Consider the following 23,865-nt stretch of genomic DNA (forward strand, 5'->3'; position numbering starts at 1 on the left):
ATGGCGCGCTGCCTGCTGAAGCCGGTGAAGGCCTGCGGGGTGGCCATCACGCTGACGCCGCCGGCCAGGGCGAGGGTGGACTCGCCGTTGCGCAGCGACTGGCAGGCCAGGTGCAGCGCGACCAGGGAGGACGAGCAGGCGGTGTCCAGGGTGACGGCGGGGCCCTCGAAGCCGAAGGTGTAGGCGAGGCGGCCGGACATGACGCTGGAGATGGTGCCGGTGATGAGGTGGCCCTCGGCGCCCTCGGAGCTGGCGCCGCCCGCCGAGTAGTCCTGGTAGCTGGCGCCGATGAAGGTGCCGGTGAGGCTGGAGCGCAGGGTCTGCGGGTCGATCCCGGCGCGTTCCATGACCTCCCAGCCGGTCTCCAGGAGGAGGCGCTGCTGCGGGTCCATGGCGAGGGCCTCGCGGGGCGAGATCCCGAAGAACCCGGCGTCGAAGTCGGCGACGTCGTGCAGGAACCCGCCCTGCGTGGAGTAGGTGGTGCCGGGGCGGTCGGGGTCCGGGTCGTAGAGGGCGTCGGCGTCCCAGCCGCGGTCGGCGGGGAAGCCGGTGATGGCGTCGGCGCCGGCCGAGACGAGGTCCCAGAGCGCCTCGGGCGAGGTGACGCCGCCGGGGTAGCGGCAGCTCATCGCGACGACGGCGATCGGGTCGTCGTCGACGGCTGCCGTGGTGCGGACCGGGCCGCCGGTGTCGGCGGCGGGCCCGCCGATCAGGCCGCGCAGGAACCCGACGAGGGTGAGCGGGTCCGGGTAGTCGAACACCATGGTGCTCGGCAGGGTGAGACCGGTGACGGCGGCCAGCCGGTTGCGCAGGTCGACGGCGGTGAGGGAGTCGAAGCCGACGTCGCGGAAGGCGCGGCGCTCGGAGAGGACCTCGGGGGAGGCGTGGCCGAGGACGGTGGCGGCCTCGGAGCGCACCAGGTCGAGGAGGAGCCGGTCCTGTTCGCCTGCGGGCAGGGCGCGCAGCCGGGCGGTGAACTCGCCGCCCTCGGCGGCGCGGGCGGCGCTCTCCTCGGTGAGGGCGCGGACCTCGGGGACCTCCTCGAAGAGGTCGGTGGGCCGCGAGGAGGTGAAGACCGGGTGGTAGCGGTCCCAGTCGACGTCGGCGACGGCGAGCGCGCCCTCGTCGCCGTCGAGGACCTGCCGGAGTGCGGCGAGGGCCAGCTTCGGGTCCATGAACTCCAGGCCGCTGCGGCGGATCTGGCCGGGGTCGACGCGGCCGAGTTTCATGTCGTCGGCCCAGATGCCCCAGGAGACGGCGGTGCCATGGGCGCCGCGGGCGCGGCGGTGCTCGGCGAGCGCGTTGAGGTGGGCGTTGGCGGCGACGTACGCGGCGTGGCGTCCGCTGCCCCACATGCCGGCGGTGGAGGAGTACAGGACGAACGCGTCGAGCTGGTCGTCGTCGAGGAGTTCGTCGAGGTGCAGGGCGCCCGCGGTCTTGGCGTGCACGACCTTCGCGAACGCGTCGAGGCTGGTCTCGTCGAGGGACTGCAGCTCGATGACGGCGGCGGTGTGGAAGACGCTGCGGACGGTGCGGCCCTCGGCGGCGATCCCGTCGAGGAGCGCGGCGACGGCGTCCCGGTCGGCGACGTCGCAGGCGGCGACGGTCACCCGGCAGTCGCGGGCGGCGAGTTCGGCGACGAGGTCGGCGGCGCCGGGGGCGTCCGGGCCGCGCCGTGAGGTGAGGACGAGGTCGGTGGCGCCCTGGTCGGCGAGCCAGCGGGCCAGGTGCGGGCCGAGGGTGCCGGTGCCGCCGGTGACCAGGACGGTGCCGCGCGGGGTCCAGTCGCCGCCGGTGGGCGCGGGGGCGGGGGTGATGCGGCGGGCGAGGACGCCGCCGGGTCGGACGGCGAGCTGGTCCTCGCCTGTGGTGCCCGACAGGACGGCGGCGAGGCGTTCGCCGGTGCGCGCGTCGAGGGTCTCGGGCAGGTCGACGGTGCCGCCCCAGCGGTCGGGGTGTTCGAGGGCGGCGGTCCAGCCGAGGCCGTGGACCATGGCCTGGGCGGGCCGGGTGAGGCGGTCGGCGCGGCCGGTGGAGACAGCGCCCCGGGTCAGCGCCCAGACGGGCGCGTCGGTGCCGGCGTCGCCGAGGGCCTGGACCAGGAGCACGCTGAGGGCGAGGCCGTCGGTGAGGACGGGGTGGACGGTGCCGGTGGTCTCGGCGTCGGCGAGCAGCGACACGATGCCGGTGAGGGGCGGCAGGGCGCGCAGCCGCTCGGCGAGGGCGGTCCGGTCGGTGTCGGCGGCGGTGAGCGTGAACGGCAGGGCCGTCGCGCCGTGCGCGGTGAGCGCGTCGGTGACGGCGTCGGTGTGCGCGGGGTCGGTGCCGTCGGCGGTGACGAGGAGCCAGCTCCCGTCGAGGGCGGCTGCGGGCAGCGCGCCGAGCGGCTTCCAGGTGGCGCGGTAGCGCCAGGAGCCGACGGTGGAGCGGTCGCGGCGCTGCTTGCGCCAGGTGGACAGGGCGGGCAGCAGCGGGGCGAGCGCGTCGCGGTCGAGGCGGAGCCTGGAGGCGAGGGAGTCGACGTCCTGCTGTTCGACCTCGGCCCAGAACTCGGCGTCGGCGGGGTCGCCCGCGCCGGTCCCCTGCGGGCGGCCGGCGACGGCCCAGAGGTGTTCGCGCTGGAAGGCGTAGGTGGGCAGGGGGGTCTTGCGGGCGCCGGTGCCGGCGTAGACGGCGTTCCAGTCGGCGCGTCCGCCGCGCACCCACTGCTCGGCGAGCGAGGTGAGGAAGCGGAGGGTGGAGCCCTGGTCGCGGCGGAGGGTGCCGACGGCGGCGACCGGGCGTCCGGTGTCCTCGGCGGTGGCCTGGACGGCCATGGTGAGGACCGGGTGCGGGCTGATCTCGACGAAGACGGTGTGCTCGGTGGCGAGGAGGGAGCGGACGGTGTCGTCGAAGCGGACGCTCTGGCGCAGGTTGCGGTACCAGTAGGCGGCGTCGAGGCCGGTGGTGTCGAGGAGTTCGCCGGTGACGGTGGAGTGGAACGGGACGCGGGCGGCGCGCGGGGCCACCGGGGCGAGCACGTCGAGGAGTTCGGCCTCAAGGCGCTCGACCTGCGCGGAGTGCGAGGCGTAGTCGACGGCGACGCGGCGGGCGCGCACGTCGCGGGCGGTGAACTCGGCCTGGAGGGCGTCCAGGGCGTCGGGGGTGCCGGCCAGGACGACGGAGCGGGGCCCGTTGACGGCGGCGACGCAGACCGCGCCGTCGTGCGGGGCGAGGTGCTCCTCGGCCTCGGCGGCGGAGAGCTGCACGGACATCATGCCGCCCGCGCCGGCGAGGACGCGGCCGATGGCCTGGGAGCGCAGCGCGACGACGCGGGCGCCGTCGGCGAGGGAGAGCGCGCCGGAGACGACGGCGGCGGCGATCTCGCCCTGGGAGTGGCCGATGACGGCGTCGGGGGTGACGCCGTGGGCCCGCCACAGTTCGGCGAGGGAGACCATCACGGCCCAGGTGGCGGGCTGGACGACGTCGACGCGGTCCAGGGTGGGGGCGCCCTCGGTCTGGCGGACGACGTCGACGAGGGACCAGTCGGTGTGGGCGGCGAGGGCGGCGGCGCACTCGTGGAACCGTTCGGCGAACACCGGCTGGGTGTCGAGGAGTTCGGCGCCCATGCCGGCCCACTGGGAGCCCTGGCCGGGGAAGACGAAGACGGTGCGGCCGTCGGTGTCGGCGGTGCCGTGCACGACCTGCGCGGTGGCCGCGGAGCCGGCGAACGCGGTGAGCGCGTCGGTGAGTTCGGCCGGGCCGGCGCCGAGGGCGACGGCCCGGTGCTCCAGGACGGAGCGTGCGGTGATCAGGGTGTGGCCGACGTCGGCGGGGTGCGGGGCGGCGGCGGTGAGGTGGGTGGCGAGGTGGGCGGCCTGGTCGCGCAGGGCGGCCGGGGCGGCGGCGGACAGGATCCACGGCAGGGTGCCGCCGGCGGGCAGGCGCGGCTCGGCGGCCGGCGCGGGTTCCGCGACGGCGGGCGCCTGCTCCAGGACGGCGTGCGCGTTGGTGCCGCTGATGCCGAAGGAGGAGACCGCGCAGCGCAGCGGCCGGTCCTCGTGGTGCCAGGCGGTGGGCTCGGTGATCAGGCGGACGGTGCCGCTCGACCAGTCGATGTGCCGGGACGGCTGGTCGGCGTGCAGGGTGCGCGGGAGCTGCCCGTGGCGCATCGCCATGACCATCTTGATGATGCCCGCGACACCGGCGGCGGACTGGGTGTGCCCGATGTTGGACTTCACCGAGCCGAGCAGCAGCGGGTGTTCGGGGTCGCGGCCCTGGCCGTAGGTGGCGAGGAGGGCCTGCGCCTCGATGGGGTCGCCGAGGGCGGTGCCGGTGCCGTGCGCCTCGACGACGTCGACGTCGGCGGTGGTCAGTCCGGCGGCGCCGAGGGCCTGCCGGATGACGCGGACCTGGGAGGGGCCGTTGGGCGCGGTGAGGCCGTTGGAGGCGCCGTCCTGGTTGATGGCGGAGCCGCGGACCACGGCGAGGACCTCGTGGCCGTTGCGGCGGGCGTCGGAGAGCTTCTCCAGGACGAGGATGCCGATGCCCTCGGCGAGGGTCATGCCGTCGGCGCCGTCGGAGAAGGCCTTGCAGCGGCCGTCGCGGGCGAGGGCCCGCTGGCGGCTGAAGGCGATGAACGGCATCGGGTTGGTCATGACGGTGGCGCCGCCGGCCAGGGCGAGGGTGGACTCGCCGTTGCGCAGCGACTGGCAGGCCAGGTGCAGCGCGACCAGGGAGGAGGAGCAGGCGGTGTCGACGGTGACGGCGGGGCCTTCGAGGCCGAAGGAGTAGGCGAGGCGTCCGGAGAGGACGCTGGGGCTCGATCCGGTGACGGCGTGGCCCGCCGACCCGTCGTCCATGCTGACGCCGTAGTCCTGGTAGGTGGAGCCGATGAAGGTGCCGGTGGGCGTGGAGTGCACCGACGCCGGGTCGATCCCGGCGTGTTCGAAGGCTTCCCAGGTGGTCTCCAGGAGGAGGCGCTGCTGCGGGTCCATGGAGACGGCCTCGCGCGGCGAGATCCCGAAGAACCCGGCGTCGAACTCGCCCGCGTCGTGCAGGAATCCGCCCTGGGTGGAGTAGGTGGTGCCGGGGCGGTCGGGGTCCGGGTCGTAGAGGGCGTCGGCGTCCCAGCCGCGGTTGACGGGGAAGTCGGAGATGGTGTCGGTGCTGTCGGCGACGAGGCGCCAGAACGCGTCGGCGGAGCGGGCGCCGCCGGGGAAGCGGCAGCTCATGCCGATGATGGCGATGGGTTCGTCGGTGGCGGCGGGCGCCGCGGGGGCGAGGGCCGGCTGCTCGGCGGTGCCGAGGAGTTCGCCGCGGAGATGGCGGGCGAGGGCGACCGGGTTGGGGTAGTCGAAGACCAGGGTGGTGGGCAGCGCGAGGCCGGTCAGGGCGACCAGCCGCTTGCGCAGGTCGACGGCGGTCAGCGAGTCGAACCCGGCGTCCCTGAAGGCGCGTTTGGCGGGGACGCCGTCGGCGGAGGTGTGGCCGAGGACGACGGCGGCCTCGGAGCGCACCAGGTCGGTCAGGAGGCGCTCCTGCTCGTCGCCGGTGAGGGCGCCGAGGCGGACGGCGAGTTCGGAGGTGGCGGCGGTGGTGCCGGCCGCGGGGGCGGCCAGGGCGGCGACGGAGTCGAGGGCGTCGAAGAGTCGGCTGGCGCGGGCGGCGGTGAAGACCGGGTGGTACTGCTCCCAGTCGACGTCGGCGACGGTGACGGCGCTCTCGCCGCGCACGACGGCGCGGCGCAGTTCGGCCATGGCGGTGTCGGGGTCGAGCAGCCGCAGTCCGGTGCGTTCGAAGCCGTCGGAGACCGCCTGGTGGGCGCTGGCCATGCCGATCTCGGCCCAGGGTCCCCAGGCGACGGAGGTGGCGGGGAGGCCGCGCGCGTGGCGGTGTTCGGCGAGGGCGTCGAGGTAGGCGTTGGCGGCGGCGTAGGCGCTCTGGCCGGCGCTGCCCCACACTCCGGCGACGGACGAGACGAGGACGAAGAAGTCGAGGTCGTGGCCGTCGAGGAGGGCGTCGAGGTGGGCGGCGCCGAGGGTCTTGGCGGCCATCGCGGCGGCGACGTCGTCGAGGGGGGTCGCGGTGAGCGGCGCGGCCTGGCCGACGCCCGCCGCGTGCACGACGCCGGTGAGCGGCGCGTCGTCGGGGACGGCGGCGAGGACCGCGGCGAGGGCGTCGCGGTCGGCGCTGTCGCAGGCGACGACGGTGACGCGGGCGCCCGACTCCTCCAGTTCGGCGCGGAGTTCGGCGGCGCCGGGGGCGTCGGGGCCGCGGCGGCTGGTGAGGATCAGGTGGGCGGCGCCGGCGCGGGCCAGCCAGCGGGCGGTCCGGGCGCCGAGGCCGCCGGTGCCGCCGGTGATCAGGACGGTGCCCGAGGCGGTGAAGGCGTCCTCGCGGGGCAGGTCGTCGCCGGGGTGGCGGACGATACGGCGGGCGAGGGTGCCGCCGGCCCGGACGGCGAGCTGGTCCTCGCCGTCGCGGGTGGCGAGGACGCTGACCAGCCGCTGCACGGTGGGCGCGTCGAGCTGCTCGGGCAGGTCGACGAGGCCGCTGAACTGGGCGGGGCGTTCCAGGGCGGTGACCCGGCCGAGGCCCCAGGCGGCGGCGCGGGCGGGGTGGGTGAGGGGGTCGTCCGCGCCGGTGGAGACGGCGCCGCGGGTGACGGTCCACAGCGGGGCGGTGGAGCCGTTGTCGGCGAGGGCCTGGGCGAGGACGACGCCGAGGGCGAATCCGGCGGGCAGCGTGGTGTCGGGGCGGGCCGGGTCGGCGAGCGGCAGCAGCGAGATCACGCCGCTGACGCCGTCGGGGGCGGCGGCGCGCAGGGCCTCGGCGAGGTGGTCGCGGTCGCGGTGGGTGGCGTCGAGGTCGAGGCGTTCGACGACGGCTCCGTGGCCGCGCAGCGCGTCGAGGACGTCGCTGCCGGCGCCGTCGGTGGTGACGGCGAGCCAGGTGCCGTCGAGGACGGGGGCGCCCTCGGCGGCGGCGGGCTGCCAGCCGACGCGGTAGCGGGCGGCGTCGAGGACGGCCCGCTCGTGGCGGGCGCGCCGCCACGAGGAGAGGGAGGGCAGCAGCGCGTACAGGGAGGCGTGTTCCTCGTCGCGCAGGCCGAGCAGCCCGGCGAGGGAGGCGGCGTCGCCCGACTCGACGGCGCTCCACAGGGCGGCGTCGGCCGGGTCGGCGGGGCCGCCGGCGCGGCGGGCGGTGGGCGCGGTGGTGTCGGGCCAGTACGTCTGGTGCTGGAAGGCGTAGGTGGGCAGTTCGACGGTGGTGGCGCCGGTGCCGTGGTGGACGGCCGTCCAGTCGACGCGGACGCCGCGCACGTGCAGGCGGGCCAGGGCGGTGAGGGCGGCCTCGTCCTCGGGGCGGTCGGTGCGCAGCAGCGGGACGGCGTCGGCGCCGGTGTCGTCGCCGAGGGTGTCCTGGGCGGCGGCGCACAGGGAGCCGCCGGGGCCGAGTTCGAGGTAGGTGGCGGCGCCTGCGGCGTGGGCGGCGCGGACCGCGTCGGCGAACCTGACGGTGGAGCGGACGTGCCGTACCCAGTGGTCGGCGGTGCGCAGGTCGTCGCCCTCGGCGAGGCGGCCGGTGAGGTCGGAGACGACGGGCACGGTCGGCTCGTGGTAGGTGAGGCTCTCGGCGACCTCGCGGAAGGCGTCCAGCATGGCGTCCATGCGGGGCGAGTGGAAGGCGTGGCTGACGCGGAGCCTGCGGGTGGTGCGGCCGAGGTCGGCGAAGTGGGCGGCGATCCGGTCGGCGGCCTCCTGGTCGCCGGAGACGACGACGGCGTCGGGTCCGTTGACGGCGGCGAGGCCGACGTGGTCCTCCTGCCCGGCGAGCAGTGGTGTCACCTCGTCCTCGGTGGCCTGGAGCGACCACATGACGCCGCCCTCGGGCAGGGCCTGCATCAGGCGGGCGCGGGCGGCGACGAGGGCGCAGGCGTCGTCGAGGGAGAGGATGCCGGCGGCGTGCGCGGCGGCGACGGAGCCGACGGAGTGGCCGAGGAGGACGCCGGGCCGTACGCCCCAGGAGCGGACCAGCCGGTAGGCGGCGGTCTCCAGGGCGAACAGGGCGGGCTGGGTCCAGCCGGTCTCATAGAGGGCGGTGGCGCCCGGGGTGCCTTCGGCGGCGAACAGGACGTCCTTGAGGGAGCCGTGCGGGGTGCCGGCGGGGGCGTCGACGAGCAGCGGGTCGAGGCGGGCGATCACCTCGTCGAGGGCCTCGGCGAAGACCGGGTGGCGTTCGTAGAGGGCGCGTCCGGTGCCGGGGCGCTGGCTGCCCTGGCCGGTGAAGAGGAACGCGGTGCGGCCCGCGCCGCCGGTCTCGCCGAGGACGAGGGCCGGGTCGGGCCGGTCGGCGGCGAGCGCGGCGAGGGCGCGGCGGGCGTCGTCGGGGGTGCCGACGACGACGGCGCGCTGTTCGAAGGCGGGCCGGGTGGTGGCCAGTGAGAGGGTGAGGTCGGCGGCGGCGCCCGGGTGGGTGTCGAGGTGGCCGAGGAGGCGGGCGGCCTGGGCGCGCAGCGCGGGGCGGGTGCGGCCGGAGAGGGTCCAGGGCAGCGCGGTGGGGGTGGCGGGCCGGGGGGCCGCGGGGCGGGCGGGTTCGCCCTGTTCGAGGACGAGGTGGGCGTTGGTGCCGCTGATGCCGAAGGAGGAGACGGCGGCGCGGCGCGGGCGGCCGGTCTCGGGCCAGGCGGTGTGGTCGCGCAGCAGGGTGACGTCGCCGCTCTCCCAGTCGACGTGCCGGGAGGGCTGGTCGGCGTGCAGGGTGCGCGGGAGCTGCCCGTGGCGCATCGCCATGACCATCTTGATGACGCCTGCGACACCGGCGGCGGCCTGGGTGTGGCCGAGGTTGGACTTCACCGAGCCGAGCAGCAGGGGCCGTTCGGCGGGGCGGTCCTGGCCGTAGGTGGCGAGCAGGGCCTGCGCCTCGATGGGGTCGCCGAGGGGGGTTCCGGTGCCGTGCGCCTCGACGGCGTCGACGTCGGAGGTGGTGAGCCCGGCGCTCGCCAACGCCTGCCGGATGACGCGCTGTTGGGACGGGCCGTTGGGGGCGGTGAGGCCGTTGGAGGCGCCGTCCTGGTTGACGGCGGAGCCGCGCACCACGGCGAGGACGCGGTGGCCGTTGCGGCGGGCGTCGGAGAGGCGTTCCAGGACGAGCATGCCGACGCCCTCGGACCAGCCGACGCCGTCGGCGTCGTCGGAGAAGGCCTTGCAGCGGCCGTCGGGCGACAGGCCGCGCTGGCGGGAGAACTCGATCAGCGAGGTCGGGGTGGACATCACGGTGACGCCGCCGGCCAGCGCGAGGGAGCACTCCCCCGCGCGCAGGGCCTGCATCGCCCAGTGCATGGCGACGAGGGAGGAGGAGCAGGCGGTGTCGACGGTGACGGCGGGGCCTTCGAGGCCGAGGGCGTAGGAGACGCGTCCGGAGGCGATGCTGGGGGCGGTGCCGCTGCCCTGGTGGCCCTCGAAGCGTTCGTCGGCGAGGGTCGCCGAGTAGTCGCTGTACATGACGCCGGCGAAGACGCCCGTCTGGCTGCCGCGCAGCGCGACCGGGTCGATCCCGGCGTGTTCGACGGCGGTCCAGGACGCTTCGAGGAGCAGCCGCTGCTGGGAGTCGGTGGCGAGGGCCTCGCGGGGACTCATCCCGAAGAACTGGGCGTCGAACTCGCCCGCGTCGTGCAGGAATCCGCCGTAGCGGGTGTAGGAGGTGCCGGGGTGGTCGGGGTCGGGGTGGTAGAGGCCGTCGAGGTCCCAGCCGCGGTTGACGGGGAGTCCGCCGATGGCGTCGGTGCCCTCGGTGACCAGCCGCCACAGGTCGTCGGGTGAGCTGACGCCGCCGGGGTAGCGGCAGCTCATGCCGACGATGACGATCGGGTCGTCGGCGGTGGCGCGGGACTGCGGGGCGGCGGCGGGCGCGGCCGGCTCGGGGGTGTCGCTCAGCTCCTCCAGGAGGTGGGCGGCGAGGGCGGCGACGGTCGGGTAGTCGAAGATGACGGTCGCGGAGGTGCGCAGGCCGGTGGCGGCGGCGAGGCGGTTGCGCAGTTCGACGGCGGTGAGGGAGTCGAACCCGAGGTCCTGGAAGGGCCGTTCGGGGTCGATGTCGGTGGCGGAGGCGTGGCCGAGGACGCCCGCGGTCTGGGCGCGCACCAGCTCGACGACGGCGTCGGCGCGGGCCTCCTCGTCGAGCCTGGCGAGCCGCTGGGCGAGGCCGAGGGCGGCTTCGGAGCCGGTGCGCACGGTGCGGCGGGCGCGGCCGCGGACCAGGCCGCGCAGCAGCGGCGGCACCTCGCCCCGGCCGCGCAGCGCGGCGAGGTCGAGGCGGACGGGCAGCACGGCGGCGCGGGGCAGGCCGAGGGCGGCGTCGAAGAGGGCGAGGCCCTGGGCGGTGGTGAGCGGGGGCGTGCCGGAGCGTTCCATGCGCTCCAGGTCGCGCGCGGACAGGTCGCCGGTCATGCCGCCGGTGGGGGCCCAGGGGCCCCAGCCGAGGGAGAGTCCTGGCAGTCCCGCGTCGCGGCGCAGTCGGGCGACGGCGTCCAGGAAGGCGTTGCCCGCCGCGTAGTTGGCCTGTCCCGGGGCGCCGGTGGTGCCGGCGAGGGAGGAGAAGACGACGAACGCGGCGAGGTCGAGGCCGCGGGTGGCCTGGTGCAGGTGCCAGACGGCGTCGGCCTTGGGCCGCAGGACGGTGGTGAGGCGTTCGGGGGTGAGGGACTCCACGAGTCCGTCGTCGAGGGTGCCCGCGGTGTGCACGACGGCGGTGACCGGGTGCTCGGCGGGGACGGCGGCGAACAGCCGTGCCACGGCGTCGGGTTCGGCGACGTCGCAGGCGGTGACGGTGACGTCGGCGCCCGACTCGCGCAGTGCGGCGGCGAGTTCGGTGGCGCCGGGGGCGTCGGGTCCGCGCCGTCCGGCCAGCAGCAGGTGGCGGACGCCGTGTTCGGTGACGAGGTGGCGGGCGAGGACGGCGCCGAGGCCGCCGGTGCCGCCGGTGATCACGACGGTGCCTTCGGGGTCCCAGGCGGTGGCGGCGCGGTCGCCGTCGGGGCGGACCCGGGTGAGGCGGGCGGCGAGGACGGTGCCGGCGCGGACGGCGGTCTGCGGTTCCTCGGCGGCGAGGGCGGCCAGGAGTCCCACGGGGTCGGGGTCGGCCGGGTCGAGGTCCACCAGGCCGAAGCGGTGCGGGTGTTCGGCCTGCGCGGCGCGGACCAGGCCCCAGACGGCGGCGGCGGCCGGGTCGGTGAGGGCGCTGCCGTCGGCGGCGACGGCGCCGCGGGTGACGACGACCAGCCGGGTCGCGGCCGGCCGGTCGCCGGCCAGCCACTCCTGGAGCAGGCCGAGGACGCGCGCGGTGAGGGTGTGGACGGCGGCGGGCACGTCGTCCTCGCCGCCGGTGACCGGTGCGAGGACCACGTCGGGCGCGTCGCCCCCGACGGTCACACCGGCGGCGGTGAGGGCGGCGCCGAGTCCGTAGGGGTCGTCGCCGAGGAGGCCGACGGCGGTGGGCGCGGTGGTGTCGGCGGTGTCGGCGGTGCCGGGGACGCGGGTCCAGTCGAGGGCGAAGAGGGCGTCGCGCTCCAGGGCGGTGGCGGCGGCGCGGGCGTCGGGCGCGGAGCGCAGCACGAGGGAGCCGATGGAGGCGACGGGCGCGCCGGTGGTGTCGGCGACGGCCAGCGTGACGGCGTCGTCGCCGGCCGGGGTGATGCGGACGCGGGCCTCGGCGGCGCCGCCCGCGTGCAGGGTGACGTCCTGCCAGGCGAAGGGCAGTCCGCCGCGGGCGTCCTCGCCGAGCGGGGCGAGGGCGGTGGCGTGCAGGGCGGCGTCGAGCAGCGCGGGGTGCAGGCCGAACTGGGCGGCGTCGGCCGCGGGTCCGGCGTCGAGGGCGATCTCGGCGAAGGTGTCCTCGCCGCGCCGCCAGACGGCGCGCAGGCCGCGGAAGGCGGGGCCGTAGGCGAACCCGGCGTCGGCGAGGCCGTCGTAGAAGCCGTCGAGGTCGACGGGCTCGGCGCCCGCGGGCGGCCAGACGACGGCGAACGCGTCGGTGTCGTCCGGCCGCCCGCGGGCGCCGGTGGCGAGGGTGCCCTCGGCGTGCTGGGTCCAGGGGGTGTCGTCGTCGCCGTCGGGGCGGGAGTAGAGGCTGAGGGCGCGGCGGCCGGTCTCGTCGGGGCTGCCGATCCAGACCTGGACCTGGACGCCGCCGTCCTCGGGCAGGGCGAGGGGCGCGGCGAGGGTGAGGTCCTCGACGCGGTCGCAGCCGACCTCGTCGCCCGCGCGTACGGCGAGTTCGAGGAAGGCGGTGCCGGCCAGCAGGACGGTGCCGCGCACGGCGTGGTCGGCGAGCCACGGGTGGGTGCGGACGGAGAGGCGGCCGGTGAGGAGGGTGCCGTCGGAGTTGGCGAGGGTGACGGCGGCGGCGAGCAGCGGGTGGTGGGCGGCGCCGAGTCCGGCGGAGCGCATGTCGCCGGTGAGTCCGGTGACGGCCTTGGGCCAGAAGCGGCGGTGCTGGAAGGCGTAGGTGGGCAGGTCGGCGCGGTGGGCGCCGGTGCCGTCGAACCAGCGCTGCCAGCGCACGGCGGTGCCGCGCAGGTGCAGTCCCGTGGCGGTCTCGGTGAGGGTGGCGGCCTCGGGGCGGTCCTTGCGCAGCGCGGGCAGGACGGCGGCGCCCTGGTGTGAGCCCGCGTCGAGGACGGTGCGGGTGAGGGCGGCGAGGGTGGCGTCGGGGCCGAGTTCGAGGAAGACGCCGGTGCCGTGCCCGGCGAGGTAGGAGATGCCGTCGGCGAAGCGGACCGGCCTGCGGACGTGGTCGGTCCAGTAGTCGGCGGAGGTGAGCTGTTCGACGGTGGCGGGCGCGCCGGTCAGGTTGGAGACGACGGGGAGGGTGGGCGCCTGCGGGGCGAGTCGGGCGACGACGGCGCGGAACTCCGCGAGCATCGGTTCCATGAGCGGCGAGTGGAAGGCGTGCGAGACCTTGAGGCGGCGGGTGCGGCGGCCCAGGGCGGCGAGGTGCGCGGCGATGTCCTCGACGGCGGTCTCGGCGCCGGCGACGACGACGGCGGACGGGCCGTTGACGGCGGCCACGGAGACCTGGCCCTGGTGGGCGGCGAGCAGCGGCGCCACCTCGTCCTCGGTGGCTTCGAGGGAGACCATGGCGCCGCCCTCGGGCAGTGCCTGCATGAGGGAGCCGCGCGCGACGACCAGGGCGCAGGCGTCGGCGAGGGAGAACACGCCGGCGACGTGGGCGGCGGCGATCTCGCCGACGGAGTGGCCGGTGACGTGGTCGGGGGTGACGCCCCAGGACTCGACGAGCCGGTAGAGGGCGACTTCGAGGGCGAAGAGGGCGGGCTGCGCGTACCCGGTGCGATCGAGGAGGGCGGCCTCGGCGCTGTCGGGTTCGGCGAACATCAGGTCCCTGAGCGGCCGGTCGAGTCCGGCGTCGAGGTGGCCGAGGATCTCGTCGAGGGCGGCGGCGAAGACGGGGAAGCGGGCGTACAGCTCGCGGCCCATGCCGGGGCGCTGGGAGCCCTGGCCGGAGAAGAGGACGGCGAGCTTGGTGCGGCCGCGCAGCTGGTGGACGGTGAGCCCGGGGATGTCCGCGGCGTCGGTGTCCCCGGCGAGCGCGGTGAGGGCGGCGACGGCGGTGTCCCGGTCGGCGGTGGTGAGGGCGGCCCGGTGCTCCAGGGCGGAGCGGGTGGTGGCGAGGGCGTGCGAGACGTCCAGGGCGGGCAGTTCGGGGCGGCCGGTGAGGTGGTCGAGGAGGCGGGCGGCCTGGGCGCGCAGGGCGTCGGGGGTCCGTCCGGACAGCAGCCAGGGCAGGGCTCCGGGCTCGACGGCGGGCGGGGCGTCGGCGGGCTCGGTGGCGGGGGCCTCGGCCGGTGCCTCTTCGATGATGGTGTGGGCGTTGGTGCCGGAGAGGCCGAAGGAGGAGACGCCCGCGCGGCGCGGGGCGCCTTCGCGGCGGGGCCAGGGGGCGGCGTCGGTGAGGAGGCGGACGGCGCCCTCGGTCCAGTCGACGTGGGTGGAGGGCCGGTCGACGTGGAGGGTGCGGGGCAGCAGGTCGTGGCGCATGGCCATGACCATCTTGATGATGCCGGCGACGCCCGCGGCGGCCTGGGTGTGGCTGATGTTGGACTTCACGGAGCCGAGCAGCAGCGGCCGTTCGGGGTCGCGGCCCTGGCCGTAGGTGGCGAGGAGGGCCTGCGCCTCGACGGGGTCGCCGAGGACGGTGCCGGTGCCGTGCGCCTCGACGGCGTCCACGTCGGCGCCGGTGAGACGGGCGTTGACGAGGGCGGACTCGATGACGCGCTGCTGGGAGGGGCCGTTGGGGGCGGTGAGGCCGTTGGAGGCGCCGTCCTGGTTGACGGCGGAGCCGCGCACCACGGCGAGGACGTGGTGGCCGTTGCGGCGGGCCTCGGAGAGGCGTTCGAGGACGAGGACGCCGACGCCCTCGGACCAGCCGGTGCCGTCGGCGGCGTCGGCGAAGGACTTGCAGCGGCCGTCGCCCGCGAGACCGCCCTGGCGGGCGAACTCGACGAAGGTGGTGGGGCTGGCCATCACGGTGACACCGGCGGCGAGCGCGAGGGAGCACTCCCCCGCGCGCAGCGACTGGGCGGCCAGGTGGAGGGCGACCAGGGAGGAGGAGCAGGCGGTGTCGACGGTGACGGCGGGTCCGACGGCGCCGAAGAAGTAGGAGAGCCGGCCGGAGAGGATGCTGGTGGCGTTGCCGGTGAGCTGGAAGCCCTGGACGTCGTCCTCGGGTCCGACCCGGTAGTCCTGGGGCATGGCGCCGACGAACATGCCGGTGCGGGAGCCGCGGATGCCGGCCGGGTCGATGCCGGCGCGTTCGAAGGCCTCCCAGCCGGTCTCCAGGAGCAGCCGCTGCTGCGGGTCCATGGACAGCGCCTCGCGGGGCGAGATGCCGAAGAAGTCCGGGTCGAAGGCGGGCGCGTCGTGCAGGAAGCCACCGGCGAAGTCGGCGCTCGCCTCGCCGACGGCCGCCTCCCAGCCGCGGTCGTCGGGCATCGCGGTGATGCCGTCGCGGCCGTCGACGAGCATCGCCCACAGCTCCTCGGGGCTGCTGACGCCGCCGGGGTAGCGGCAGCTCATGCCGACGATCGCGATGGGCTCGGTGGCCGCCGCCTCCAGCTCGCTCACCCGCTGCCGGGAGCGCTTCAGATCGGCGCTCGCCCGCTTCAGGTAGTCCCGGAGCTTCTGTTCCTTGTCCATATCAACGCAACCCATCTGGAAGAAGACCGGCGGACGGCTGGTGGTCCGGCGTGGACACCTGGTGTCGGAGGCGGCCTCGTGCGGCCGGGGGTGCCGGGGTGTCCGGGAGAGAGCGAGCGGCTGGGGGCGGGTCCTGGGCGGTCCGCCGGGTGCGGTGTCTCACGCGGGCGGGGCGCCGTGCCGCGGGCGGGGCACCCGGGGGCGTCGCTCGGCACGGGGGCGGGCCGGCGTCGCCGGGTCCGCTCCGTCGGGGCACCCGCCGTGGGCGCGTGCCGTGCACACGGTTCCGCAGATCATGGGCTCAGTCTGCGACGGTCCTTCTTTGGAAATCCCTAGTGTGTGACGGCGGTCGGCGCCGGGCGGGCGGGGCACGGGGAAGGCCCGCGACCGGGTGGGGTGCGGGCCTTCGGGGTGCGGCGGCGGGTGCCGTGGGCGGGTGGCCGCTACCAGGCGACGGTGGACAGCAGGCGGCTGTAGTCGCGTTCGCGGGAGGCCTGGCGCAGGTCCGACTCGACCATCATGCGCATGAGTTGCTCGAAGTCGACCTCGGGTTCCCAGCCGAGTTCGCGGCGGGCCGCGGAGGCGTCGGCGCACAGCGTCTCGACCTCGGCGGGGCGGACCAGGTTGGGGTCGACGACGACGTGTTCCTCCCAGTCGAGGCCGACGTGCTCGAACGCGATGCGGGCCGCGTCCCTGACGCTGTGCATGGCGCCGGTGCCCACCACGTAGTCGCCGGGCTGCTCCTGCTGGAGCATCAGGTGCATGGCGCGCACGTAGTCGCCGGCGAAGCCCCAGTCGCGTTCGGCGTCGAGGTTGCCGAGGCTGAGCTTGTCCATCATGCCGAGCTTGATCTGCGCGACCGCGAGGGAGATCTTGCGGGTCACGAACTCGGCGCCGCGGCGCGGTGACTCGTGGTTGAAGAGGATGCCGGAGACGCCGTACATCCCGTAGGACTCACGGTAGTTGCGGGTGATGTAGTGGCCGAAGGTCTTGGCCACGCCGTAGGGGCTGCGCGGGTGCAGGAACGTGGTCTCGCGCTGCGGGGTCTCGGCGACCATCCCGAACATCTCGGAGGAGGAGGCCTGGTAGACGCGTATCTGGCCGCCGCCGGTGGAGCCGGTGGTCTTGCTGAGGCCGGAGACGATGCGCACGGCCTCCAGCATGCGGAGCACGCCGGTGCCGTTGACCTCGGTGACCAGTTCGGGCTGCTGCCAGGACATCGGCACGAACGAGATGGCGCCGAGGTTGTAGACCTCGTCGGGCTGGACCAGGTCGACGGCCGAGACCAGGCTGCCCTGGTCCATCAAGTCGCCGTCCACGAAGGACAGTTCGGGGATCAGTTTGGCGATCCGGTCCTTGCGGGGGTTGGCCTGGCCCCGGCACAGGCCCCAGACCTGGTAGCCCAGGCCGAGGAGGTGTTCGGCCAGGTACGAGCCGTCCTGGCCGGTGATTCCGGTGATTAGTGCACGCTTGGACATCTTCCCTCTTTCCACCGCCACGGTGAGGACCGGTCGGGCGGGAGCCCGCACCCGCGGGGCGGACCGATCGGCACTCGGTGCGTGCTGTCACGCTCAGGCCGCGGCCAGAGCGTCGTCCACCGCCGGAGCACGAGACGCGTGGCTGCGCTCACGAGCCGTCCTCGTCGCAGTCATGCAAGCACGGGCGAAGCTAAGGAATTTGCGAGTCTTCGGCGGCCCCGCGAAGATTTTTTTAAGTTAGGCTTACCTAAGTAATGCGTTGATCAAGTCGCGCCGGGCGACGGCTTCGTCACGCCCGCGATCCGTAGGGAACAGGTATGTCTGTACAGCCGAGCCGCTGGTCCCGTCGTCTGCCGGCCGCCGTGGCCGCCGCGTCGCTGCTGGTCCTCACCGCGTGCGGTGCCTCCGACAACGACGCCGCCGCCCCGGAGAAGAGCGCCGCGGGCGGCGCCTTCCCGGTGACCGTCAAGAGCGCCCTGGGCAGCGCCACCGTCACGAGCGCGCCGCAGCGGATCGTCACCCTCGGCCAGGGCTCCGCCGAGACCGCCATCGCCCTGGGCACCACACCCGTCGGCGTCGAGGAGTACGCCTGGGGCAGCGACAAGACCGGCTACCTGCCCTGGGTGCACGAGGCCGTGAAGAAGGCGGGCGACCCGCTCCCCACCCAGTTCACCGGCGGCGAGGAACTCGACATCGAGGCCATCACCGAGCTGGCCCCCGACCTGATCCTGGCGCCCTGGTCCGGCATCACGCAGAAGCAGTACGACGTCCTCAAGGACATCGCCCCGACCGTCGCCTACCCCGACAAGGCGTGGAGCACCGACTGGGACGAGCAGATCGGCATCATCGCGACGGCCCTCGGCTCGCCCTCGAAGGGCGACGACCTCGTCAGGACCATCAAGAAGCAGCTCGCCGACGCCGCCGTCACCCGCCCCGGGTACAAGGACGTCACGTTCTCCTACATCTACAACACGGGCCCCGGCACCCTCGGCGTCTTCAACGGCAGCGAGCAGCGCGTCGAGATGGTCTCCTCGCTCGGCCTGAAGGTCGACCCGGTGTGGAAGACGTTCAAGGAGACGGAGGGCACCGACTCCTCCCTCATCGGCCTGGAGAACGCCGACAAGCTCGCCGGCAGCGACCTGCTGTTCACGTTCTACTCGGACGACGCCAACCGGCGCGAGATAGAGGCCCAGCCGCTGTACGCGGCGATGCCCGCGGTCAAGAAGGGCGCCCTCGTCCACGGCGAGGACAACTCGTTCGTGACGGCGTCCTCGATGCTCAACCCGCTGACCGTGCCGTGGACCATCGAGCGGTACCTGCCGCTCATCGACGCGGCCGTCGAGAAGGCCGGCAAGTAGCGGACGCCGGAAGTCACCCATGACCACCACCGACACCGCGCCCGTCCCCCGCACCGCGCCCGGGGGACGGGCGCCCCGGCGGGTGCGCCGGTGGCCGCTGGCGGCGCTGCTGCCCGCGGCCCTGGCGGCGCTCGCGGCGGTCTGCTTCGCCAGCGTCATGTACGGCAGCAAATCCCTGTCCGCGACGGAGGTGTGGGACGCGCTGGGCGGCCACGGCGACGCCTACGCGGTCACCGTCGTCGAGAGCCGCTACCCGCGCACCGTCCTCGGGCTGCTCGCGGGCGCCGCGCTGGCCGTCGCGGGCATTCTCATGCAGGCCGTCGCCCGCAACCCGCTCGCCGAACCCGGCCTGCTCGGCATCAACACCGGGGCGGCGGCAGCCGTCGTCACCGGCACCGCCCTCGGCCTCGCGGGCGACCAGGGCGCCGTCCTGCTGTGGGCGCTGCCCGGCGCGGTGCTGACCGGCCTCGCCGTCCATGTGATCGGCACCGCGGGCGGCACCGCGAGCCCGGTGCGGCTGGTGCTCGCGGGCGCCGTCCTGAGTGCCGTCCTCACCGCGTACATCCAGGCGCTGACCCTCAGCAGGCCGCAGGTCTTCGACAGTTACCGCTACTGGGTGGTGGGCGCACTCGGCGGGCACTCCATGGCCTCGGCGCTGACCGTGCTGCCGCTGGTGCTCGGCGGGCTGCTGATCGCGCTCGCGCTCGGGCGCGGCCTCAACGCCCTCGCCCTGGGCGACGATTCGGCCGCGGGGCTCGGCGCGCGCCCTGGACGGGTCAAGGCCGTCGGGCTCCTCACGGCGACCGTGCTCAGCGCCGCCGCGACCGCCGCCGTCGGCCCGATCGCCTTCGTGGGCCTGGCCGTTCCGCACCTCGTGCGGGCCGTGGCGGGCGTCGACCGGCGGGCCCAGACGGTGCTCGCCGTCCTCGTCGGACCGACCCTGCTGCTCGCCGCCGATGTCGCGGGACGGCTGCTGCTGCGCCCGCAGGAGCTGATGGTCGGGGTCGTGACGGCCTTCGTCGGCGCCCCCGCCCTGCTGCTCGCCGTCCGCACCATGAAGGCCGCCTCATGACGACCACGCACCGCGCCGCACCCCGCACCCGGGTCGTCAGGATCGGCTCCGCGGTCACCCTGCTGACCCGCCCCCGGGTGCTGTGGACCGGCGCCGCCCTCGGCCTGCTGACGCTCGCCGTCTGCGTCGCCACCCTCACCACCGGACGGCTCGGCATCGCCCTGGCCGACCTGCCTGACGCGCTGTCGGGCGGCGCCACCGGGGTGGACGCGTTCGTCCTCGACCGGCTGCGCGGGCCGCGCCTGACGGTCGCGGTCGCCGCCGGGGCCGCGCTCGGCGTGTCGGGCGCCCTCTTCCAGAGCGTGACCCGCAACCCCCTCGGCAGCCCGGACGTGATCGGGGTGGGCCCCGGCGCGGGCGCGGGCGCCGCGCTCGTCGCGCTGTTCCTGCCGGCCGGCGTCCCCGTGGTCCTGGGCGCGCTGGCCGGCGCCTGCGCGGCCGTCCTGCTGGTGTACGTCTCGACCGGCACCGGGTTCCGCAACCCGGGACGCCTGGTGGTCGCGGGCATCGCGGTCGCGGCCATGGCCACCGCGCTCACCCAGTACGTCGTCTACGCCGTCGAACGCGACCAGGCGACCGTCCTCAGCGCCTACCTCAACGGCAGCCTCACCGCGCGCTCCTGGGACGACGCGCTGGTGATCTGGCTGGTGCTCCTCGTGACCGCCCCGGCCGCCGTGCTGCTGGCCAGGCCGCTGGCCCTGAGCGAGATGGGCGACACGGCGGCGGAGGCCCTCGGGGTCAGCCCGCGCCGGACAAGGGGCCGGGCGGTCCTGCTCTCCGTGGTCCTCTCGGCGGGCGCGGTCGCCGCCGCGGGCCCGGTCGCGTTCATCGCCCTGACGGCGCCGCAGATCGCCCGCCGTCTGACCGGCGCCACCGGCCCGCACCTGGCGCTGTCCGCGCTCACCGGCGCCCTGCTGCTGCCCCTCGCCGACCTGGCCGCGCAGCGCTCCCCCTACCTGTCCGACCTGCCCGTGGGCATCTGGACCCTGGGCATCGGCGGCCTCTACCTGGGGAGTCTGCTGGTGCGCGAGTGGCGCAAGGGGGCCCTGTGACCCGTGCGGGCCCGCCCGCCTCTGCCGGTCCGGGGAGGCGGGCGCCCGGCCGGGGTCACCGACGGGCAGGCACCGCGTCGCTCAGCCGCTCGTGCAGCCGGGCGCTCGCCTCGTTCAGACCGGTGATCTCGACGCTCTTGCCGCGCCGCGCGTACCGCTCCCCCACCGCGTCGAGGGCGGCCACGGACGAGGCGTCCCAGACATGGGCGGCGGATAGGTCGACGACGACCCGGTCCGGGTCGCCCGCGTAGTCGAACCGGGCGGCCAGATCGTTCGCGGAGGCGAAGAAAAGCTCGCCGACCACCCGGTAGACGACCGTGCCGCCGTCCGGGTCGACGACGGAGGTGACCCGGGCGACCGTGGCGACCCGGCGGGCGAAGACGGCCATGGCGGTGAGCGAGCCGACGACGACACCGACGGCCAGGTTGTGGGTGGCGACCACGCACACCACCGTCACGGCCATGACGGCGATCTCCCCCGCGGGCAGGCGCCGCAGCGTCCTCGGCGCGATCGAGTGCCAGTCGAACGTCGCGAACGACACCATCACCATCACCGCGACCAGCGCCGCCATCGGGATGTCCGAGACGACCGGCCCGAAGACCACGCACAGCACCATCAGGAACGCCCCCGCCAGGAACGTCGACAGCCGGGTGCGGGCGCCCGACACCTTCACGTTGATCATCGTCTGGCCGATCATGGCGCAGCCGCCCATCCCGCCGAAGAACCCGGTGACGATGTTGGCGACGCCCTGCCCGACGGACTCCCTGGTCTTCGACGACCGGGTGTCGGTGAGGTCGTCGACCAGCTGCGCCGTCATCAGCGACTCCATCAGCCCGACCAGCGCCATCGCCAGCGCGTACGGGGCGATCGTGGTCAGGGTGTCCAGGGTGAACGGCACGTCCGGCAGACCGGGCGTCGGCAGCGCGGACGGCAGGTCGCCCTTGTCACCGACGGTCGGCACGGCGATCCCGGCCGCCAGCGTGACGACGGTGAGCACCACGATCGACACCAGCGGCGCGGGCACCACCGAGGTGAGCCTCGGGAAGAACACCATCAGCGCGAGACCGGCCGCGAGCAACGGGTAGACCGGCCACGGGACATGGGTCAGCTCGGGCAGCTGCGCCATGAAGATGAGGATGGCCAGGGAGTTGACGAAGCCGACCATCACCGCGCGCGGCACGAACCGCATCAGCCTCGCCACGCCCAGCGCGCCCAGGACGATCTGCAGGACACCGGCCAGGATCACGGTCGCGACCAGGTACCCGAAGCCGTGCTCCCGGTTCACGGGCGCGATCACCAGGGCGACGGCGCCGGTGGCGGCGGAGATCATCGCCCGGCGTCCGCCGACGATCGCGATGGTGACGGCCATGGTGAAGGAGGCGAACAGGCCGATCGCGGGGTCGACGCCGGCGATGACGGAGAACGAGATCGCCTCCGGGATCAGCGCGAGCGCGACCACCAGACCGGCCAGCACCTCGGTGCGCCAGACGGCCGGATCACGCAGCCAGTCGGGGGCCGACCCGCGCAGCCGGGCGACGGGGGAGAGAGCGGGGAAGGACAACGGAACGGCTACCTGTTCATGGTCGGGCGGGCCCCAGGGGCGGGGCGGGCGCGGAGGACCGCACGCGGGAACGGGGCAAGGACCGCGCGAGGGAGGGGAGGAAGCGGCACGGGACCGGGGCCGCGGAGACCTCGCCGGGGGCGGCGTCGGCCCCGGCACGGCGGCGGGCGGCGGCCCGCGACGCCGTCAACCCTACCCTAACGTTAGGGTAGGGATCGGCGGGCCGGGCGGCACCTGGTCCCGGCCCCGCCCGCAGCGAGAGAGGCCGGGACAGGCACGTGGACGGCAAGCACATGCAGATCGGCGAGGTCGCCGCGCGGACCGAGCTGTCCCTGCGGACCATCCGGCACTACGAGGAGGCCGGCCTGGTGGTCCCCTCCGCGCGCTCGCAGGGCGGCTTCCGCCTCTACACCGAGGCCGACGTGGCCCGCCTGATGATCATCCGCAGGATGAAGCCGCTGGGGTTCACACTGGACGAGATGCGCTCCCTGCTGGAGACCACCGACCGGCTCGACGCGGGCGGTACCACACCCGGGGAACAGGCCGAACTCGTCGCGCGGCTGCGGGACTTCGAGGCCGCCGCCAAGCAGCGGGTGGCTGACCTGCGGGTGCGACTGGCGCGGGCCGAGGAGTTCGCGGCCCGACTGAGCGCACGCCTCCCCGGCCCGGCCGACGAAGATCCCAGGGACGGCTAGAGCGAGAACCGCTCCCTCGCCAGCAGCGGACGGACCCGGCCCGCGAACCCGCCGCCGCGGAACGGGCCCTGGAGCAGTCCTGGGCGCAGCCGCTGGGCCAGCGCCGCCGTGATCATGCCCTGGTCCAGCGCCAGGACGACATCGCTGACCCGGCCCGTGGTGACGTCCACCGAGTCGCGGAAGCCGTAGCGGTCGTCGTAGGCGCCGAAGGCGCGGTCGAGTCCGCGCAGATTGGCCAGCGCCTCGGCCGGGGCCTGCGGCAGGGCGAGGAAGGAGGCGTGCGGGGTGACCACGCCGAGCGAGTGGTAGCCGTCCTCCTGCATGCCGATGCCGTCGACGCCGTACTCGCGGTAGCCGCCGTCCGGGACCGAGGCCGGGGAGAAACCCCAGAAGCCGTACCCCTCCTCGGCGACTCCGTGCTCGATCTGGCTGCGGACGTACCGCCGGTGCGTGGTGCCCCAGGAGCCCGGCGACCAGGTGCTCTCCGGCACGAACAGCGGCACCATCAGCGCCTCGAACATCGAACCGCCCCAGGTGGGCACGAGCTTGCGGCCGCGGTAGGTGTAGTGCCCCTCCCAGACCCGCACCCCGTCGATCGTCACGTACCCGCCCCCCGGCTCCTGCTCCTGGCCCATGCCGGGCAGCAGGGTGCGCAGCAGGTGCCAGTAGTGCTCGGCGGGCAGCGAACCGTCCGCGATGCCGAGGTAACTGGCCATCCGGGGCTCGGTGTTGAGGGCACCGTAGTGATGGGCGGTGGGCTCGCCCCGGCCCGGCTTGTCCGGCCAGTAGCCGCCCCTGAGCTGCCCGGGTCCCGCGACCGGGTCGGCCGGGTCGTAGGGCGTGTAGAAGTAGGACCAGTCGGCGTCGGCGAGCAGCGCCGCGATCCTGGGCCGCAGCAGGGGATCGGCGTCGGCGGCGATCCGCAACCCGGTCACCAGCCACGCGTTGTCGACGGTGGACAGGAACGGGCGCACCGGGTCGCCGGTCTCGGGCCACGCCGTGAGGAGTGAACCGTCGTGCGCGTCGTACCAGTTGAACCAGAACCCGTGGGCGCGCTCCAGCCGTTCGACGGCGGCGACCGCGCGGCTGAGCGCGCGGTGCATGGCCGTCCCCGAGATGACCCCGAGACCGGCCGCGGCGACCGTGGACCAGAGGCCGCAGCCGATGTTGGTGGGCGAGGTCTGGGTGGACGGCACCGGCGTGCCGCCGCTGACGTCGATCTTGTCGGTGGCCAGGCCGAGTTCGGTCGTCATGGCCTGCATCGAGCGGTGGGTGGCGGCGAACCAGGCCCGCAGCAGGCGCTGTTCGGCCTCGGGCCGCGGAGCGGACGCGGCGGCGGCCGGGAGGGAGGTGGCGGCGGTGAGCGCGGCGGCGGTGGCGGTGGTCGCGGTCAGAAAGCTACGACGGTTCATACGGTGCGGACTCCTGCGCGAGGGGGCGGACGGGAGGTGCGGG

8 protein-coding genes (1 of these 8 only partly in view) are annotated in these 23,865 nt (G+C 75.3%); 4 read left to right on the top strand and 4 right to left on the bottom strand.

The features are described from left to right. Positions 1 to 15,194, bottom strand: partial view of a type I polyketide synthase gene (locus DDJ31_RS05225; RefSeq protein ID WP_171480772.1) — the 5' portion only. Its footprint begins 13,366 nt before the window's first position; 15,194 of the gene's 28,560 nt are visible here — the first part of the coding sequence; it begins with the start codon at positions 15,192 to 15,194; its stop codon lies beyond the left edge, outside the window. Between the two features lie 443 nt (positions 15,195 to 15,637). Next, positions 15,638 to 16,672 (bottom strand): GDP-mannose 4,6-dehydratase, encoded by a 1,035-nt coding sequence (locus DDJ31_RS05230; RefSeq protein ID WP_127181461.1) that lies wholly within the window; start codon positions 16,670 to 16,672, stop codon positions 15,638 to 15,640. Positions 16,673 to 16,989: 317 nt separating this feature from the next. Between DDJ31_RS05230 and DDJ31_RS05235 the strand changes: the two genes are divergently transcribed. From DDJ31_RS05235 to DDJ31_RS05245, 3 genes are read left to right on the top strand one after another with little or no spacing between them, the layout of a single operon-like run. Next, complete coding sequence (locus DDJ31_RS05235) at positions 16,990 to 18,030, top strand: iron-siderophore ABC transporter substrate-binding protein (protein ID WP_127181460.1); 1,041 nt, start codon at positions 16,990 to 16,992, stop codon at positions 18,028 to 18,030. A 19-nt stretch (positions 18,031 to 18,049) separates the two neighbouring features. Beyond that, complete coding sequence (locus DDJ31_RS05240; RefSeq protein ID WP_127181459.1) at positions 18,050 to 19,102, top strand: FecCD family ABC transporter permease; 1,053 nt, start codon at positions 18,050 to 18,052, stop codon at positions 19,100 to 19,102. After that, a complete protein-coding gene (locus DDJ31_RS05245; protein ID WP_127181458.1) occupies positions 19,099 to 20,154 on the top strand; it encodes a FecCD family ABC transporter permease in 1,056 nt (351 codons plus the stop codon). Before DDJ31_RS05240 ends, DDJ31_RS05245 begins: the two co-directional genes overlap by 4 nt. A 55-nt stretch (positions 20,155 to 20,209) precedes the next feature. On the opposite strand, the gene DDJ31_RS05250 is transcribed toward DDJ31_RS05245, so the two are convergent. Then, positions 20,210 to 21,715 carry a SulP family inorganic anion transporter gene (locus tag DDJ31_RS05250; protein WP_127181457.1) on the bottom strand — a complete coding sequence of 502 codons (1,506 nt, stop codon included), beginning with the start codon at positions 21,713 to 21,715 and terminating at the stop codon, positions 20,210 to 20,212. A 293-nt stretch (positions 21,716 to 22,008) separates the two neighbouring features. Between DDJ31_RS05250 and DDJ31_RS05255 the strand changes: the two genes are divergently transcribed. Then, the gene (locus tag DDJ31_RS05255) at positions 22,009 to 22,410 is read left to right on the top strand and encodes a MerR family transcriptional regulator (RefSeq protein WP_127182942.1); all 402 of its coding nucleotides are present in this window, start codon (positions 22,009 to 22,011) and stop codon (positions 22,408 to 22,410) included. On the opposite strand, the gene DDJ31_RS05260 is transcribed toward DDJ31_RS05255, so the two are convergent. Then, on the bottom strand, positions 22,407 to 23,822 hold the full coding sequence (locus tag DDJ31_RS05260) for a glucoamylase family protein (RefSeq protein WP_127181456.1): 1,416 nt from the start codon (positions 23,820 to 23,822) through the stop codon (positions 22,407 to 22,409). The two genes, DDJ31_RS05255 and DDJ31_RS05260, sit on opposite strands and share 4 nt — an antisense overlap. Between the last annotated feature and the right edge of the window lie 43 nt (positions 23,823 to 23,865).

Source organism: Streptomyces griseoviridis, assembly GCF_005222485.1.
GTDB classification, from domain to species: Bacteria; Actinomycetota; Actinomycetes; order Streptomycetales; family Streptomycetaceae; genus Streptomyces; species Streptomyces hintoniae.

Excerpts from the sequence above, each read along its gene's own strand:
- DDJ31_RS05230 (WP_127181461.1), bottom strand. The coding sequence starts at position 16,672 with ATGTCCAAGCGTGCACTAATCACCGGAATCACCGGCCAGGACGGCTCG.
- DDJ31_RS05235 (WP_127181460.1), top strand. The coding sequence starts at position 16,990 with ATGTCTGTACAGCCGAGCCGCTGGTCCCGTCGTCTGCCGGCCGCCGTG.
- DDJ31_RS05240 (WP_127181459.1), top strand. The coding sequence starts at position 18,050 with ATGACCACCACCGACACCGCGCCCGTCCCCCGCACCGCGCCCGGGGGA.
- DDJ31_RS05245 (WP_127181458.1), top strand. The coding sequence starts at position 19,099 with ATGACGACCACGCACCGCGCCGCACCCCGCACCCGGGTCGTCAGGATC.
- DDJ31_RS05255 (WP_127182942.1), top strand. The coding sequence starts at position 22,009 with ATGCAGATCGGCGAGGTCGCCGCGCGGACCGAGCTGTCCCTGCGGACC.
- DDJ31_RS05260 (WP_127181456.1), bottom strand. The coding sequence starts at position 23,822 with ATGAACCGTCGTAGCTTTCTGACCGCGACCACCGCCACCGCCGCCGCG.